The organism is Cellvibrio fibrivorans (assembly GCF_031457055.1).
Lineage (GTDB): Bacteria > Pseudomonadota > Gammaproteobacteria > Pseudomonadales > Cellvibrionaceae > Cellvibrio > Cellvibrio fibrivorans.
Window position 1 is genome coordinate 477,356 of record NZ_JAVDVX010000004.1, and the last position, 14,318, is coordinate 491,673.

The window sequence follows — 14,318 nt, forward strand, 5'->3', positions numbered from 1 at the left end:
CAAATATCCTTCAAAATGGATTGCTAGGAGCAATCTCGTTAATCACCCGCACCGAAGTGAGTTCACGGATGAACTAATAATAAAAAATCATGGGCAAATATCGATTACCTGATACTTGCCCATGATTTCGTGGTTTTTAGTCGTTTCTCAAACTGGCTGGAGGCCAATTTTCCAAACGCATACCGAGCGACAGACCGCGCGAAGCTAGTACATCTTTGATTTCGGTAAGAGATTTTTTACCCAAGTTTGGTGTTTTCAACAGCTCCACTTCAGTGCGCTGAATCAAATCGCCAATGTAGTAAATATTTTCCGCTTTCAAGCAGTTTGCTGAACGAACAGTAAGCTCAAGATCATCAACCGGACGCAATAGAATCGGGTCAATAGCCTCTTCTTTTTGCTCTGGAGCTGATTGTTTTTCACCTTCGAGATCAACAAACACAGCAAGCTGTTGCTGCAGGATGGTTGCTGCACGACGGATAGCTTCTTCAGGATCAATGGTACCGTTGGTTTCCAGATCCAAAATCAACTTATCCAAGTCAGTACGTTGCTCAACACGAGCACTTTCAACACTGTAAGCCAAACGCTTAACCGGGCTGAAGGATGCATCCAACTGCAAACGACCAATTGCACGGCTTTCATCATCATCACGACGACGACTATCAGCTGGCTGATAACCGCGACCGCGAGCAATGGTCAAGCGCATTTTCAATTCAGTACTGCCAGTGATATTCGCAATCACATGATCAGGATTTTTAATCTCCACGTCATGATCAACTTGAATATCAGCAGCAGTAACAACGCCTGGGCCTTTTTTGGTCAGGGTAAGAACCGCGTGATCCTTACCGTGCATAATTACTGCAACACCTTTGAGATTCAAAAGGATTTCAATTACATCCTCACGAACACCTTCAATAGCGCTGTACTCGTGCAATACACCTTCGATTTCCACTTCAGTAATGGCACAACCTGCCATTGACGAAAGCAGAATACGACGTAAGGCATTGCCTAAAGTATGTCCAAAGCCACGTTCCAGAGGCTCCAAGACCACGCGAGCGCGGGTTGGGCCACTTTCTGAAACATCGATATGACGCGGAGTTAAAAATTCGTTTACTGCAGTCTGCATAGCCACACCTGTTAGCGGTTCGTCCCTTACTTGGAGTAAAGCTCGACGATGAGGTTCTCGTTGATGTCAGCAGGTAAATCAATGCGATCAGGAACGCGTTTAAATACACCTTCTTTTTTCTCGCTATTTACATCAACCCACTCAACATTGCTGCGCTGACCAGCCAAATTCAATGCGTTTTGAACACGCAATTGCTTTTTGGCTTTTTCACGCACAGCAACTACATCACCAGCACCCACTTGGAAAGAAGCAACATTAACAGTTTTACCGTTAACGCTAATTGCCTTGTGAGATACCAATTGACGTGATTCAGCGCGGGTTGAACCAAAGCCCATGCGGTACACAACGTTATCCAGACGGCACTCCAGCAGTTTCAACAAGTTTTCACCGCTTGCGCCTTTACGACGAGCAGCTTCTTTGTAGTAACCACGGAATTGTTTTTCCAGAATGCCGTAAATACGACGAACTTTTTGCTTTTCGCGCAGCTGCACACCATAGTCTGACAAGCGACCACGACGTTGGCCATGCTGACCAGGAGCAGTTTCAATTTTGCATTTTGAGTCTAACGCACGCGCACCACTTTTCAGAAAAAGATCAGTGCCTTCACGGCGAGACAGCTTACAGGTAGGTCCAATATAACGAGCCATTTTCTACTCCCCCTTATACGCGACGTTTCTTCGGCGGACGACAGCCGTTGTGAGGAATCGGCGTAACGTCAGTAATGTTAGTGATTTTATAACCAACATTGTTAAGTGCACGAACAGCAGATTCGCGACCCGGGCCTGGGCCCTTAACTTCGACGTCGAGGTTTTTCAAACCATATTCTTTTGCCGCTTCACCAGCACGCTCAGCAGCGACCTGAGCAGCAAAAGGAGTACTTTTACGTGAACCACGGAAACCAGAACCACCGGAAGTCGCCCAAGCAAGTGCATTGCCTTGACGATCAGTGATAGTCACGATGGTATTGTTAAAAGAGGCGTGGATGTGCGCTACGCCATCAATCACCGTCTTTTTAACTTTTTTCTTGGCTGTGGTTTTATTACTTGGCTTAGCCATAGCAATTTCTTCCTACTAATTTGTTACCGTAAGTGAATGAAAGTCGTAAGCAAGAATTACTTCTTAATAGGCTTACGTGGGCCTTTACGGGTACGAGCGTTCGTTTTGGTGCGTTGACCACGAAGCGGTAAGCCACGGCGATGGCGCAGGCCACGGTAGCATCCCAAATCCATCAAGCGCTTAATATTCATAGATATTACACGACGCAAGTCACCCTCTACGGTGCGCTTAGCAACCTCAGCACGAATAGCATCCATCTGGTCCTCTGACAAAGTGCCGATTTTTACATCTTCAGCAATGCCAGTAGCAGCACAGATTTGCTTGGCTGTGGTACGGCCAATCCCATATACATAAGTCAATGAGATAACGGCGTGTTTGTTATCTGGTATGTTTACACCAGCAATACGAGCCATTCAAATTACTCCAGTAACACATAAATTGCAGCGTTGACAGCGTAAGCACCACCCTCGCCCCTGAACAAAAGGCGCGCAGAATAGCCTCAAATACACCAAAAAGCAATAGCCGGGCAATTTCTTACCCGACGACAGTCAACGCCCCCAGTTGGCAATACTTAATATTATCGACACTCAAAAGAACAGGCAGGGAACCACTTAAGTGGCGCGCCTGCCTGGATCTCGACGCCGAAGCGTTAAGTATTAGCCTTGACGCTGCTTATGACGCGGCTCAACGTTGCAGATTACACGCAGAACACCGTTGCGACGTACCATTTTGCAGTTGCGACAAATCTTTTTAACAGAAGCACGAACTTTCATGATTCAACCTCAATATCGCGGATTAGCGCGCGTTGCCGCTGCCATATCCTTTCAAATTTGACTTCTTCATCAATGATTCATATTGATGAGACATCAAGTGAGCCTGGACCTGAGACATAAAATCCATCACCACGACCACAACAATCAATAGTGAGGTTCCACCCAAGTAGAATGGCACACCAGTGGCAACTACAAGGAACTCAGGCAACAAGCAAACTGCCGACATATAGATAGCACCAACCACAGTTAAGCGAGTGAGCACGCTATCAATATATTTAGCGGAATGCTCACCGGGACGAATACCCGGGATATAAGCACCCGACTTTTTCAAGTTATCTGCCACTTCTTTCGGATTAAACATTAATGCCGTGTAGAAGAAACAGAAAAACGTTATTAGTCCAGCAAAAAACAGAATATACAGTGGCTGACCTGGCCCAAGGTTAAGTGCTATCTCCTGCAACATTTCGTTTACTACACCCTCACCACCTTGCCCAAACCATTGAGCAATCGATGCAGGGAATAACAAAATACTACTGGCAAAAATCGCAGGAATTACACCAGCCATGTTAATTTTTAATGGCAGATGGCTGCTTTGGGCAGCATAACCTTGACGACCTTGCTGGCGCTTGGCGTAGTTGATTGTGATGCGGCGTTGGCCACGCTCAATACGAACTACAAACCAAATAACAGCGATAGCAAGAATACTGACAATCAACAAAGCGATAATATGCAAATCACCCTGTCTCGCACTTTCAAACGCCTGACCTATCGCACTCGGCATACCTGCAACAATTCCAGCAAAGATCAGCATGGAAATACCGTTACCAATACCACGCTCGGTAACCTGTTCACCTAACCACATCATGAATACTGCACCGGTTACCAAAGAAACCACTGCAATAAAGTAGTAAGAAAAACCAGGCTCTCCGCCAAACGCATAGGAGGAAAAACTTACCGCCATTGCCAATGCTTGAACGCTTGCCAAAACCACTGTGAAGTAGCGGGTGTACTGGTTGATTTTACGACGACCAGCATCACCTTCTTTCTTCAATTGCTCCAATGAAGGAGTAACTGCCGTTAGCAACTGCATAATAATCGATGCAGAAATGTAAGGCATGATACCTAATGCGAGAATACTCATCCGCTCCAAGGCGCCACCGGAGAACATGTTAAACATGCCCAAGATAGTCCCTTGATTTTGATTAAACAGATTTGCAATTCGCTCTGGATCTAAACCTGGCACTGGTATGTGAGTACCAATACGATAAATCACTATTGCCAGAAACAAAAAGCGCAGGCGAGCCCATAGCTCGCCCAAGCCTCTTTGATTTGCTAATGGCAGATTACCTGGAGTTGCCATTCGCGCCTCGTTACTCTTCTACTGTTCCGCCAGCGGCTTCAATCGCTGCTTTAGCACCTTTAGATACAGATAGGCCCTTAACAGTGACAGCTTTTTTGACTTCGCCTGAGGCGAAAATCTTGGCACGTTTAATTACAGAGCTAATCAAACCTGCTTGTTTCAGAGTCTCGATATCAACAACTGAACCTTCAACCGCATTCAATTCTGACAAACGGATTTCCGCAGTAACCAAGCCAATACGAGAAGTAAAACCGTATTTAGGCAGGCGGATTTGCAAAGGCATTTGACCGCCTTCGAAACCTGGTCTTACAGAGCCGCCGGAGCGAGATTTTAAACCTTTGTGACCGCGACCAGCAGTTTTGCCCAAACCACTACCGATACCACGACCTACACGCTTTTTAGCGTGAGTACTGCCCGGTGCCGGGCTAAGGGTATTCAGACGCATCTTATTCTCCCTCTACCTTAACCAGATAGCTAACTACATTAATCATGCCACGAACTGATGGAGTATCTTCTACTTCAACAGTGTGACGGATGCGACGCAAGCCAAGGCCTCTAACACAGGCTTTATGGCTCTCCAGACGATGAGCAGTGCTCTTGATCTGGGTCACTTTAATCATTTTCTTAGACATGGTGAATTCCGCCTTCTAGTAATCGAACGAATCGATTAGTTCAGAATATCTTCAACACTCTTACCGCGTTTTGCAGCAACAGCTTCCGGAGAAGTCATTTCTTTCAACGCATTAAAAGTGGCGCGAACTACGTTAACCGGATTGGTAGAGCCGTAGCACTTGGACAGAACGTTCTGAATACCAGCGATTTCCAGTACGGCGCGCATAGCACCGCCAGCGATAACGCCAGTACCTTGCGAAGCTGGTTGCATGTAAACCTTGGAAGCACCATGAGCACCTTTAGTTGGGTATTGAATGGTATCGCCATTCAACTCAACACTGATCATGTTGCGACGTGCAGCTTCCATCGCCTTTTGAATTGCGATAGGCACTTCGCGCGCTTTACCGCGGCCAAAGCCAACTTTGCCATTACCATCACCAACAACAGTCAGTGCAGTAAATTGAAAGATACGACCACCCTTAACAGTTTTAGCAACACGATTAACTTGAACTAGTTTTTCTTGCAAGCCTTCGTTGTTGTCTTCTTCTTTCTTAGCGTATGCCATATCTCACCTTTAGAATTCCAGTCCGCCTTCACGAGCAGCGTCAGCAAGTGCTTTAACACGGCCATGGTATTTGAAACCACTGCGGTCAAATGCGACTTGAGTAACACCAGCTGCTTTAGCGCGCTCTGCAATCAGAGCACCAACAGCTTTGGCTGCATCAGCGTTGCCAGTTTTGCCACTGCGTAAATCTTTATCCAGAGTAGAAGCACTTGCCAATACTTTTGCACCGTCACCAGAGATCAGCTGTGCATAAATATGACGAGGAGTACGATGGATAGATAAACGCGTAACACCTAATTCACGAATCTTGGCGCGAGCACGGCGTGCACGGCGAAGACGGGTTTGCTTCTTATCGCTCATATCCTAGCCCTACTTCTTCTTAGCTTCTTTACGCAGCACTACTTCGTCCGAATAACGAATACCTTTGCCTTTGTAGGGCTCTGGCTCACGATATGCACGGATTTCAGCGGCGACCTGGCCAAGCAATTGCTTGTCAGTGCCTTTTAGTACTATTTCGGTCTGACTTGGGGTTTCTACGGTAACGCCTGCAGGGAGAACGTAATTAACCGGATGAGAAAGACCCACAGACAGGTTTACAGTATTGCCTTCTGCTTTAACACGATAACCAACGCCAACCAGAGTCAGCTTCTTTTCGAAGCCCTGGGTAACACCGCGAACCATGTTATTAACTAGCGCACGGGTAGTGCCTGCTAGCGCATCTGACTGCTTGGCACCATCGCGCGGAGCAAAAGTAAGGACGTTATTATCGTGCTTAACTTCTACGCTCGCGTGAACTTGCAGCGCCAATGTACCTTTGCTGCCTTTAACAGACAGAGACTGTCCGTTAAGAGTGACAGTCACTGCAGCAGGTACTTCAACCGGACTTTTTGCAACTCGTGACATGACGATTTCCCAATTAGAATACTGTGCAGAGGACTTCGCCACCGACGCCAGCGGCGCGTGCAGCACGATCAGTCATTACACCTTTACTGGTAGAAACAATTGCGATACCCAAACCACCGCGAACGGTTGGCAGCGCTGCTTTACCAGCATAATTACGCAAGCCAGGACGGCTCACACGGTCAAGCTCAACAATAACTGGCTTGCCTTCAAAGTATTTCAGGTCAACAGTCAGCTCTTGCTTAGCGCCTTCGCTGATTGAAAAACCATTAATGTAACCCTCATCAGAGAGTACTTTCGCCACGCTTACTTTCAATTTTGAAGAAGGCATGGTTACAGCTGCTTTGCCCACGTTTTGCGCATTGCGAATACGTGTCAGCATATCTGCCATTGGATCTTGCATGCTCATCAGATTCTGCTCCTAAAATTAAGCCGAGGCTTACCAGCTGGCCTTAACCAAGCCGGGGACATCACCACGCATGGCTGCTTCGCGCAACTTGTGACGGCACAGGCCGAATTTGCGGTAAACACCATGAGGACGACCAGTCACACGACAACGATTACGTTGACGAGATGAACTAGCATCGCGAGGCATTTTTTGCAGTTTGATTTGCGCTTCCCATACTTGCTCTTCAGTGGATGAAGGGCTAACGATAGTCGCTTTCAATTCTGCGCGCTTGGCAGCAAATTTTTTCACGGTTTCTGCACGTTTAACTTCGCGTGCAATCATAGATTTTTTAGCCATGACGTCACCTTAACCTTTGAAAGGGAAGTTAAATGCTTTCAACAGTGCGCGACCTTCTTCATCGGTGCGAGCAGTAGTGGTGATACAAATATCCAAACCACGCAAACGATCTACTTTGTCGTAATCGATTTCCGGGAAAATAATTTGTTCAGTCACACCCATTGAAAAGTTACCGCGTCCATCAAATTGCTTTGGACTAATACCGCGGAAATCGCGAATACGCGGAATCGCGATAGTAATCAGACGATCTAAAAATTCGTACATACGATCTGAACGCAGAGTTACTTTGCAACCAATTGGCCAATCTTCACGGATTTTAAAACCCGCAATGGATTTGCGCGCATTGGTAACAACCACTTTCTGACCAGCAATTTTCACCAGATCGTTAACGGCATTATCAAGAATTTTCTTGTCGCCAGTTGCTTCGCCAACACCCATATTCAGAGTGATTTTGGTAATGCGCGGAACTTCCATCACATTTGCCAAGCCCAACTCAGCTTTGAGTTTAGGGGCGAGTTCTTTAACGTAAAGCTCTTTTAACCTAGCCATGTTTCATTACGCCCCTAGGGTTTCGCCATTGGATTTGAAAACGCGAACTTTGTCGCCATTCTCAAGCACTTTGAAACCTACGCGGTCAGCTTTCTTTGTTGCCGGGTTGTAAATGGCAACATTTGAAGCATGAATCGCAGCTTCTTTTTCAACGATTCCACCAGCAACGCCCAATTGTGGGTTTGGTTTTTGGTGCTTCTTGATCATGTTGATGCCGCTTACGATCAAACGATCTTCGGCCAATACGCGAACTACTTTACCGCGCTTGCCCTTGTCACGTCCGGCGACAACAATCACTTCGTCATCACGTTTAATTTTACGCATTTATCTGCCCTCGACTCTTTAGCGTAAAGTGCTTACAGCACTTCAGGAGCCAAAGAAATGATTTTCATAAATTTCTCGCCGCGCAACTCACGAGTTACGGGTCCGAAAATACGGGTACCAATCGGAGCATCTTGGTTATTCAGCAGTACGGCAGCATTATCGTCAAACTTGATTAATGAACCATCTTGACGACGCACGCCTTTTTTGGTGCGTACAACAACTGCCTTCATTACTTGGCCTTTCTTCACCTTGCCGCGAGGAATTGCTTCCTTAACGGTCACTTTGATGATGTCACCAACCGCCGCATAGCGACGGTGAGAGCCGCCAAGAACCTTGATGCACATGACACGGCGAGCACCGCTGTTGTCAGCAACATCTAAGTAGCTTTCTGTTTGAATCATCGTCCGTCTCCGAAACTGACTTACAAAAGCGCGGAAGTCTTAGACTTCTGAAGCGCGCTCTTCTATTTTCACTAAAGACCAGGTCTTGGTTTTCGACAGGGGACGCGACTCAGAAACAGTCACTATATCGCCAGTCTTGCACTCGTTATTTTCATCGTGGGCGTGAAGCTTGGACGATTTAGTAGAGTACTTGCCATAAAGCTCATGCTTTACACGACGCTCAATCAACACGGTGATGGTTTTATCCATCTTATCGCTGACAACTTTGCCAGTCAGTGTACGAGCCACTTTAGTTTCTTGAGTCATCGTTACTTACCTGCCTTTTGACTAAGCGCCGTCTTGATGCGAGCGATGTCTTTGCGAGCTTGCGTAAGCAAGTGCGATTGGTTCAATTGACCAGTTGAAGCTTGCAAACGCAACTTGAACTGCTCCTTCAATTGTTCCAACAAGACGCCATTCAGCTCTTCGACGGATTTTTCGCGGAGTTCTGAAGCTTTCATCACATCACCGAACGTTTAACAAATGTTGTTGTAATTGGCAATTTAGCCGCAGCAAGAGCGAAGGCTTCACGAGCTAATTCCTCGCTTACACCGTCCATCTCATAAAGAACCTTGCCAGGACGAATTTGCGCTACCCAGTATTCAACACCACCTTTACCGCTACCCATACGAACTTCGAGTGGTTTAGCTGTAATCGGCTTATCGGGGAACACACGGATCCAGATTTTACCGCCACGCTTAACGTGACGAGTCATCGCACGACGTGCTGCTTCGATTTGACGCGCAGTAATGCGACCGCGACCAGTTGCTTTCAAGCCAAAATCACCAAAGCTAACTTTGGAGCCACGCTGGGCCAGACCGCGGTTGCGGCCTTTCATCTGCTTGCGAAACTTTGTACGCTTAGGTTGTAACATGATGCGTACCCCTTACTTGGATTTAGCGGCTTTTTTCTTGGACGCTGCTTCGGTTTCAGTAACGTCACCGATAACTTCGCCTTTGAAAATCCACACTTTCACACCAATGATACCGTAGGTGGTGCTCGCTTCTGCTGTTGCATAATCGATGTCTGCACGCAAAGTGTGCAGAGGTACACGACCTTCGCGATACCACTCACTACGAGCGATTTCGGCACCACCCAAGCGGCCACCCACTTGGATTTTGATACCTTCAGCACCTTGACGCATTGCGTTTTGTACCGCGCGCTTCATTGCACGACGGAACATTACACGACGCTCTAATTGCTGAGCCACGCCTTGTGCCACTAAAGCTGCATCCAAATCGGGCTTGCGAATCTCTTCAATATTAATATGAACAGGCACGCCCATTTGCTTGCTTACTTCAGCGCGCAACTTATCAACATCTTCGCCTTTTTTACCAATCACAATCCCTGGACGGGCAGTGTGAATAGTAATGCGCGCAGTATTAGCGGGGCGTTCAATATCAACGCGGCTAACTGACGCACTAGCAAGCTTGTCTTGAATGTACGCACGTACTTTCAAGTCGATGTTGAGTTTGTCTGCGTAATCGGTGCCATCGGCATACCAAATAGAAGTATGCTTTTTGATGATCCCCAGACGAATACCGTTTGGATGTACTTTCTGACCCATAACGCGCTCTCTTACTTATCGGCTACTTTAACGGTGATATGACAAGTACGCTTGGTAATACGATCAGCACGGCCTTTGGCACGTGGCTTAATGCGCTTCAGGCTTACACCTTCATCGACAAAAATCGTTTTTACTTTCAACTCATCAACATCAGCGCCTTCGTTGTGCTCAGCATTTGCAATTGCAGATTCGAGCACTTTCTTGATGATCTCTGCGCCTTTCTTGGTACTAAAAGCCAGGATATCAAGCGCGTCTTCAACGCCTTTACCGCGAATTTGATCAGCAACCAAACGCGCTTTTTGCGCCGACAGACGAGCACCGCTTAATTTTGCTGCTACTTCCATCGTATACCTCGATTAGCGTTTTTTCGCTTTCTTATCAGCGGCATGGCCACGATAAGTGCGAGTTGCTGCAAATTCGCCAAGCTTATGGCCAACCATTTCTTCGTTAACCAGGACCGGAACATGCTGACGCCCATTGTGCACAGCCAAAGTCAAACCCACCATTTCCGGCATAATCATGGAACGGCGCGACCAAGTCTTAATTGGACGACGATCATTACTCGCGATCGCAGCTTCGACCTTCTTAATCAGGTGAAGATCGATAAAAGGACCTTTTTTCAGTGAACGTGGCACTGTCTCTTCCTCTATTCAGCTGTTAAGTCGGCGCTTATTTCTTATCGCGACGACGAACAATCATGTTATCGGTGCGCTTGTTTTTGCGCGTTTTGTAACCCTTGGTTGGAGTACCCCATGGTGAAACTGGGTGACGTCCGCCAGAAGTACGGCCTTCACCACCACCCATTGGGTGATCTACCGGGTTCATCGCAACACCGCGAACAGTAGGACGAATGCCAAGCCAACGTTTGGCGCCAGCCTTGCCCAATGAACGCAAATTGTGCTCACTGTTAGAGACTTCACCCAGAGTTGCGCGACAATCACTCAACACTTTACGCATTTCACCGCTGCGCAAACGCAAAGTTGCGTAAGCACCATCGCGCGCCACCAGCTGGGCCGAAGCACCAGCAGAACGAGCAATTTGAGCACCCTTACCAGGCTTAAGCTCAACACAGTGAATTACACTACCCAACGGGATGTTACGGATTGGCAGAGCATTGCCTGGCTTGATAGCCGCAGCGTTACCCGACTCAATTTTGTCACCAGCGCTCAAACCTTTGGGCGCAATGATGTAGCGACGTTCACCATCTGCATAACATACGAGAGCAATATAAGCAGTACGGTTTGGATCGTACTCAATGCGCTCAACAGTTGCAGGGATGCCGTCTTTATTACGACGGAAATCAACTACACGGTAATGTTGTTTATGGCCGCCACCAACATGGCGAGTAGTAATGCGACCGGTATTGTTACGACCACCTGACTTGGATTTTTTATCCAACAGAGGAGCGTAAGGATCACCCTTGTACAAATCCGGATTGACAACTTTTACTACAAAGCGGCGACCTGGAGAGGTTGGTTTACATTTTACAATTGGCATTGCAACAATCCCCTTACTCAGCTACCGCAAAGTCGATTTCTTGACCTTGCTCAAGACGTACATACGCTTTTTTCCAATCGCTTCTCTTGCCGATTCCGTAGCGTGTACGCTTGGTTTTGCCTTTAACGTTCAATACATTTACTGATTCAACTTTAGCGTTGAACAATGCTTGAACTGCGGCTTTAATTTCCACTTTATTAGCATCAGCCAATACTTTGAAAACCACTTGGTTACTAGTCTCACCGGCTGCAGCTGACTTCTCAGAAACCACAGGACCTAGCAACACTTTATAAATGCGTTCTTGGTTCATCCCAGGATCTCCTCGAATTTTTTCAGAGCAGGAACAGTAACGATTACCTTGTCAAAACCGATAAGACTTACAGGATCAACACCCTGCACATCGATCACACCAACCTTGTACAGGTTGCGCGATGCAAGAAACAAGTTTTCACTCATCTCTTCGGTAATGATCAAAGCATCAGTCAAATTAAATTGAGCCAGCTTTTGAACTAATGATTTGGTTTTTGGTGCATCCACATCAAAGCTTTCAACCACAATCAAACGATCCTGACGATTTAATTCGGACAGGATGCACTGCAGCGCAGCGCGGTACATTTTCTTGTTAAGTTTTTGCTCGAAATTACGTGGCTTAGCAGCAAAAGTAGCACCACCACCACGCCAGATTGGGCTGCGGATAGTACCAGCACGTGCGCGACCGGTACCCTTTTGACGCCATGGCTTTTTGCCACCGCCAGACACTTCAGCGCGAGTTTTTTGCGCTTTAGTACCTTGACGAGCACCAGCCATATAGGCAACAACGGTTTGGTGAACCAGGTCTTGATTGAACTCTCTACCGAAGGCAACTTCAGATACAGAAACTGTACCCTGGGCACCACCGGGACTAACAATTTTTAATTCCATGGTCGATTCCCCTCGGATACTTAACCGTTAGTGCGCGCTTTAACAGCAGGTCGCACAATAACGTCGCCACCTGGAGCACCAGGAATAGCACCCTTAACAAGAAGCAGATTGCGCTCAGCATCGACACGGACAATCTCAAGGTTTTGAACGGTTACACGCTCAGCACCCATATGACCAGCCATTTTCTTACCTTTGAATACGCGACCTGGAGATTGACACTGGCCGATAGAACCCAGCACACGGTGCGAACGGGAGTTACCGTGAGTCGCATCTTGCATACCGAAATTCCAGCGCTTAATACCGCCAGCAAAACCTTTACCTTTAGACGTGCCGGTAACATCAATTATTTGACCTGCAGAGAAAGACTCAACAGTAATTGTTGCACCAACTTCGAAAGCTTCTTGAGCTTCGTTACGCAATTCCCAAACACCGCGACCTGCCTCAACATTAGCTTTGGCAAAGTGACCGGCTTCGGATTTGGTAACACGGGAGGCACGACGAGCACCAATAGTTACCTGCACAGCAGAGTAGCCATCAGTGTCTACGCTTTTAACCTGAGTAATGCGATTAGGCTCAACCTCAATCACAGAGACAGGAATGGAAACACCATCATCGGTAAATACACGAGTCATACCGCTTTTGCGGCCGACAATACCAATCGTCATTTTACTAACCTCTATAGTGTACGGGGCTTTTACCCGCTATGGCCGCCCATTTCAGAGCGTTACACAGTTCGGACACCCAGTGCGCCCGAACCTTAAACATTTACTTAGCCGAGACTAATTTGGACTTCAACACCAGCAGCCAGATCCAGCTTCATGAGTGCATCAACAGTTTTTTCAGTAGGCTCAACAATATCCAGCAAACGCTTATGTGTACGGATCTCGTATTGATCACGCGCGTCTTTATTGACGTGCGGAGAAATCAATACAGTGAAGCGCTCTTTACGAGTCGGCAACGGAATCGGACCGCGCACTTGAGCACCTGTACGCTTTGCTGTTTCAACGATCTCTTGGGTAGAGGCGTCAATAAGCTTGTGATCAAAAGCCTTCAGGCGAATTCTAATGCGTTGATTCTGCATGTGAACCAAACTCCAATTGTTTGTTTTAAAGAACTTCCAGTGCGCAAGGATAAAAGTACCCCGGCAAAAGGAGGCGCAATTCTAAGGGCGACTTAGTGACCTGTCAACAAATAAACAGCATATTTGCGATTATTTGATCAAACACTTTACTTCACCCGGATAAATAAAAAGCGGGCCGCATGGGCCCGCTTTTTAACAGCCGTTATTACTGAAGGATTTTGGCAACAACACCAGCACCAACAGTACGACCACCTTCACGAATAGCGAAGCGCAAGCCTTCTTCCATCGCGATTGGGTGAATCAAGGTAACAACCATTTGCACGTTGTCACCTGGCATCACCATTTCTACGCCTTCCGGCAATTCAACAGCACCGGTTACGTCGGTGGTGCGGAAGTAGAACTGTGGACGATAACCTTTGAAGAATGGGGTATGACGACCACCTTCTTCTTTGGACAATACGTACACCTCTGACTGGAACTTGGTGTGCGGAGTTACCGAGTTTGGCTTGGCCAATACTTGACCACGCTCAACGTCATCACGCTTGGTGCCGCGCAACAGAACACCAACGTTCTCGCCAGCACGCCCTTCGTCGAGCAACTTGCGGAACATTTCAACACCAGTACAGGTGGTTTTAACGGTGTCTTTCAGACCAACAATCGCGATCTCTTCGCCAACTTTAACAACACCACGCTCTACACGGCCAGTTACCACAGTACCGCGACCAGAGATAGAGAATACGTCCTCTACTGGCATCAGGAATGGTTGGTCGATAGCACGTACCGGCTCAGGGATGTAGCTGTCCAG

General features: G+C 47.2%; 28 protein-coding genes. All 28 read right to left on the reverse strand.

All coding sequences use genetic code 11. The features are described 5' to 3' along the window. Positions 1-136: 136 nt before the first annotated feature. Positions 137-1,123 carry a DNA-directed RNA polymerase subunit alpha gene (locus J2X05_RS13270; RefSeq protein ID WP_310073204.1) on the reverse strand — a complete coding sequence of 329 codons (987 nt, stop codon included), beginning with the start codon at positions 1,121-1,123 and terminating at the stop codon, positions 137-139. Positions 1,124-1,149: 26 nt separating this feature from the next. Then, positions 1,150-1,770 carry a 30S ribosomal protein S4 gene (gene rpsD, locus J2X05_RS13275; protein ID WP_133684982.1) on the reverse strand — a complete coding sequence of 207 codons (621 nt, stop codon included), beginning with the start codon at positions 1,768-1,770 and terminating at the stop codon, positions 1,150-1,152. Positions 1,771-1,783: 13 nt separating this feature from the next. Further along, entirely contained in the window at positions 1,784-2,179 is a 396-nt protein-coding gene (gene rpsK / locus J2X05_RS13280) for a 30S ribosomal protein S11 (RefSeq protein WP_062059529.1), read from the reverse strand. 56 nt (positions 2,180-2,235) lie between these two features. After that, complete coding sequence (gene rpsM, locus J2X05_RS13285; RefSeq protein ID WP_310073208.1) at positions 2,236-2,592, reverse strand: 30S ribosomal protein S13; 357 nt, start codon at positions 2,590-2,592, stop codon at positions 2,236-2,238. A 243-nt stretch (positions 2,593-2,835) separates the two neighbouring features. Beyond that, complete coding sequence (rpmJ, locus tag J2X05_RS13290) at positions 2,836-2,952, reverse strand: 50S ribosomal protein L36 (RefSeq protein WP_039912586.1); 117 nt, start codon at positions 2,950-2,952, stop codon at positions 2,836-2,838. 22 nt (positions 2,953-2,974) lie between these two features. Then, positions 2,975-4,312 (reverse strand): preprotein translocase subunit SecY, encoded by a 1,338-nt coding sequence (gene secY, locus J2X05_RS13295; RefSeq protein WP_310073214.1) that lies wholly within the window; start codon positions 4,310-4,312, stop codon positions 2,975-2,977. 10 nt (positions 4,313-4,322) lie between these two features. Continuing rightward, positions 4,323-4,757, reverse strand: a complete 435-nt coding sequence (gene rplO, locus J2X05_RS13300) for a 50S ribosomal protein L15 (RefSeq protein WP_062059523.1) — start codon at positions 4,755-4,757, stop codon at positions 4,323-4,325. A 1-nt stretch (position 4,758) separates the two neighbouring features. Continuing rightward, entirely contained in the window at positions 4,759-4,944 is a 186-nt protein-coding gene (gene rpmD, locus J2X05_RS13305) for a 50S ribosomal protein L30 (protein ID WP_310073218.1), read from the reverse strand. A 35-nt stretch (positions 4,945-4,979) separates the two neighbouring features. Then, positions 4,980-5,489 carry a 30S ribosomal protein S5 gene (rpsE, locus tag J2X05_RS13310; RefSeq protein WP_062059518.1) on the reverse strand — a complete coding sequence of 170 codons (510 nt, stop codon included), beginning with the start codon at positions 5,487-5,489 and terminating at the stop codon, positions 4,980-4,982. A 9-nt stretch (positions 5,490-5,498) separates the two neighbouring features. Next, a complete protein-coding gene (gene rplR, locus J2X05_RS13315) occupies positions 5,499-5,849 on the reverse strand; it encodes a 50S ribosomal protein L18 (protein WP_062059515.1) in 351 nt (116 codons plus the stop codon). Positions 5,850-5,858: 9 nt separating this feature from the next. After that, on the reverse strand, positions 5,859-6,392 hold the full coding sequence (rplF, locus tag J2X05_RS13320) for a 50S ribosomal protein L6 (RefSeq protein ID WP_310073228.1): 534 nt from the start codon (positions 6,390-6,392) through the stop codon (positions 5,859-5,861). Between the two features lie 13 nt (positions 6,393-6,405). Then, a complete protein-coding gene (rpsH, locus tag J2X05_RS13325) occupies positions 6,406-6,798 on the reverse strand; it encodes a 30S ribosomal protein S8 (RefSeq protein WP_133684976.1) in 393 nt (130 codons plus the stop codon). Positions 6,799-6,828: 30 nt separating this feature from the next. Beyond that, the gene (gene rpsN / locus J2X05_RS13330; RefSeq protein WP_310073234.1) at positions 6,829-7,134 is read right to left on the reverse strand and encodes a 30S ribosomal protein S14; all 306 of its coding nucleotides are present in this window, start codon (positions 7,132-7,134) and stop codon (positions 6,829-6,831) included. Between the two features lie 9 nt (positions 7,135-7,143). Next, positions 7,144-7,683, reverse strand: coding sequence for a 50S ribosomal protein L5 (gene rplE, locus J2X05_RS13335; protein ID WP_062059501.1), 540 nt, complete (start codon positions 7,681-7,683; stop codon positions 7,144-7,146). A gap of 6 nt (positions 7,684-7,689) precedes the next feature. Next, positions 7,690-8,007 carry a 50S ribosomal protein L24 gene (rplX, locus tag J2X05_RS13340; protein WP_062059499.1) on the reverse strand — a complete coding sequence of 106 codons (318 nt, stop codon included), beginning with the start codon at positions 8,005-8,007 and terminating at the stop codon, positions 7,690-7,692. A gap of 32 nt (positions 8,008-8,039) precedes the next feature. Continuing rightward, complete coding sequence (rplN, locus tag J2X05_RS13345; RefSeq protein WP_007644480.1) at positions 8,040-8,408, reverse strand: 50S ribosomal protein L14; 369 nt, start codon at positions 8,406-8,408, stop codon at positions 8,040-8,042. 39 nt (positions 8,409-8,447) lie between these two features. Next, positions 8,448-8,714, reverse strand: a complete 267-nt coding sequence (gene rpsQ / locus J2X05_RS13350; RefSeq protein ID WP_310073241.1) for a 30S ribosomal protein S17 — start codon at positions 8,712-8,714, stop codon at positions 8,448-8,450. Between the two features lie 2 nt (positions 8,715-8,716). Then, entirely contained in the window at positions 8,717-8,908 is a 192-nt protein-coding gene (gene rpmC / locus J2X05_RS13355) for a 50S ribosomal protein L29 (protein WP_310073243.1), read from the reverse strand. Then, the gene (gene rplP / locus J2X05_RS13360) at positions 8,908-9,321 is read right to left on the reverse strand and encodes a 50S ribosomal protein L16 (RefSeq protein WP_039912571.1); all 414 of its coding nucleotides are present in this window, start codon (positions 9,319-9,321) and stop codon (positions 8,908-8,910) included. The genes rpmC and rplP overlap by 1 nt, the downstream gene beginning before the upstream one ends. Positions 9,322-9,333: 12 nt before the next feature. Beyond that, positions 9,334-10,014 (reverse strand): 30S ribosomal protein S3, encoded by a 681-nt coding sequence (rpsC, locus tag J2X05_RS13365; RefSeq protein ID WP_078045161.1) that lies wholly within the window; start codon positions 10,012-10,014, stop codon positions 9,334-9,336. An 11-nt stretch (positions 10,015-10,025) separates the two neighbouring features. Further along, on the reverse strand, positions 10,026-10,358 hold the full coding sequence (gene rplV / locus J2X05_RS13370; RefSeq protein WP_007644463.1) for a 50S ribosomal protein L22: 333 nt from the start codon (positions 10,356-10,358) through the stop codon (positions 10,026-10,028). Positions 10,359-10,370: 12 nt separating this feature from the next. Next, positions 10,371-10,649: a 30S ribosomal protein S19 gene (gene rpsS, locus J2X05_RS13375; protein WP_039912567.1), complete on the reverse strand. Its 279-nt coding sequence runs from the start codon at positions 10,647-10,649 to the stop codon at positions 10,371-10,373. Positions 10,650-10,683: 34 nt separating this feature from the next. Beyond that, positions 10,684-11,511 (reverse strand): 50S ribosomal protein L2, encoded by an 828-nt coding sequence (gene rplB / locus J2X05_RS13380; RefSeq protein ID WP_310073252.1) that lies wholly within the window; start codon positions 11,509-11,511, stop codon positions 10,684-10,686. Positions 11,512-11,524: 13 nt separating this feature from the next. Beyond that, positions 11,525-11,821 (reverse strand): 50S ribosomal protein L23, encoded by a 297-nt coding sequence (rplW, locus tag J2X05_RS13385; RefSeq protein ID WP_310073254.1) that lies wholly within the window; start codon positions 11,819-11,821, stop codon positions 11,525-11,527. Further along, positions 11,818-12,432, reverse strand: coding sequence for a 50S ribosomal protein L4 (gene rplD, locus J2X05_RS13390; protein ID WP_062059487.1), 615 nt, complete (start codon positions 12,430-12,432; stop codon positions 11,818-11,820). Before rplD ends, rplW begins: the two co-directional genes overlap by 4 nt. A gap of 20 nt (positions 12,433-12,452) precedes the next feature. Then, entirely contained in the window at positions 12,453-13,097 is a 645-nt protein-coding gene (rplC, locus tag J2X05_RS13395; protein ID WP_310073255.1) for a 50S ribosomal protein L3, read from the reverse strand. 104 nt (positions 13,098-13,201) lie between these two features. Further along, entirely contained in the window at positions 13,202-13,513 is a 312-nt protein-coding gene (gene rpsJ, locus J2X05_RS13400) for a 30S ribosomal protein S10 (RefSeq protein ID WP_007644456.1), read from the reverse strand. 205 nt (positions 13,514-13,718) lie between these two features. Beyond that, positions 13,719-14,318: EF-Tu C-terminal domain-related protein (locus tag J2X05_RS13405; RefSeq protein WP_310073259.1), on the reverse strand; the 600-nt coding region annotated here is incomplete at its 5' end.

Coding starts and splice junctions, on each gene's coding strand:
- J2X05_RS13270 (WP_310073204.1), bottom strand. CDS start 1,123: ATGCAGACTGCAGTAAACGAATTTTTAACTCCGCGTCATATCGATGTT.
- rpsD (WP_133684982.1), bottom strand. CDS start 1,770: ATGGCTCGTTATATTGGACCTACCTGTAAGCTGTCTCGCCGTGAAGGC.
- rpsK (WP_062059529.1), bottom strand. CDS start 2,179: ATGGCTAAGCCAAGTAATAAAACCACAGCCAAGAAAAAAGTTAAAAAG.
- rpsM (WP_310073208.1), bottom strand. CDS start 2,592: ATGGCTCGTATTGCTGGTGTAAACATACCAGATAACAAACACGCCGTT.
- rpmJ (WP_039912586.1), bottom strand. CDS start 2,952: ATGAAAGTTCGTGCTTCTGTTAAAAAGATTTGTCGCAACTGCAAAATG.
- secY (WP_310073214.1), bottom strand. CDS start 4,312: ATGGCAACTCCAGGTAATCTGCCATTAGCAAATCAAAGAGGCTTGGGC.
- rplO (WP_062059523.1), bottom strand. CDS start 4,757: ATGCGTCTGAATACCCTTAGCCCGGCACCGGGCAGTACTCACGCTAAA.
- rpmD (WP_310073218.1), bottom strand. CDS start 4,944: ATGTCTAAGAAAATGATTAAAGTGACCCAGATCAAGAGCACTGCTCAT.
- rpsE (WP_062059518.1), bottom strand. CDS start 5,489: ATGGCATACGCTAAGAAAGAAGAAGACAACAACGAAGGCTTGCAAGAA.
- rplR (WP_062059515.1), bottom strand. CDS start 5,849: ATGAGCGATAAGAAGCAAACCCGTCTTCGCCGTGCACGCCGTGCTCGC.
- rplF (WP_310073228.1), bottom strand. CDS start 6,392: ATGTCACGAGTTGCAAAAAGTCCGGTTGAAGTACCTGCTGCAGTGACT.
- rpsH (WP_133684976.1), bottom strand. CDS start 6,798: ATGAGCATGCAAGATCCAATGGCAGATATGCTGACACGTATTCGCAAT.
- rpsN (WP_310073234.1), bottom strand. CDS start 7,134: ATGGCTAAAAAATCTATGATTGCACGCGAAGTTAAACGTGCAGAAACC.
- rplE (WP_062059501.1), bottom strand. CDS start 7,683: ATGGCTAGGTTAAAAGAGCTTTACGTTAAAGAACTCGCCCCTAAACTC.
- rplX (WP_062059499.1), bottom strand. CDS start 8,007: ATGCGTAAAATTAAACGTGATGACGAAGTGATTGTTGTCGCCGGACGT.
- rplN (WP_007644480.1), bottom strand. CDS start 8,408: ATGATTCAAACAGAAAGCTACTTAGATGTTGCTGACAACAGCGGTGCT.
- rpsQ (WP_310073241.1), bottom strand. CDS start 8,714: ATGACTCAAGAAACTAAAGTGGCTCGTACACTGACTGGCAAAGTTGTC.
- rpmC (WP_310073243.1), bottom strand. CDS start 8,908: ATGAAAGCTTCAGAACTCCGCGAAAAATCCGTCGAAGAGCTGAATGGC.
- rplP (WP_039912571.1), bottom strand. CDS start 9,321: ATGTTACAACCTAAGCGTACAAAGTTTCGCAAGCAGATGAAAGGCCGC.
- rpsC (WP_078045161.1), bottom strand. CDS start 10,014: ATGGGTCAGAAAGTACATCCAAACGGTATTCGTCTGGGGATCATCAAA.
- rplV (WP_007644463.1), bottom strand. CDS start 10,358: ATGGAAGTAGCAGCAAAATTAAGCGGTGCTCGTCTGTCGGCGCAAAAA.
- rplB (WP_310073252.1), bottom strand. CDS start 11,511: ATGCCAATTGTAAAATGTAAACCAACCTCTCCAGGTCGCCGCTTTGTA.
- rplW (WP_310073254.1), bottom strand. CDS start 11,821: ATGAACCAAGAACGCATTTATAAAGTGTTGCTAGGTCCTGTGGTTTCT.
- rplD (WP_062059487.1), bottom strand. CDS start 12,432: ATGGAATTAAAAATTGTTAGTCCCGGTGGTGCCCAGGGTACAGTTTCT.
- rplC (WP_310073255.1), bottom strand. CDS start 13,097: ATGACGATTGGTATTGTCGGCCGCAAAAGCGGTATGACTCGTGTATTT.
- rpsJ (WP_007644456.1), bottom strand. CDS start 13,513: ATGCAGAATCAACGCATTAGAATTCGCCTGAAGGCTTTTGATCACAAG.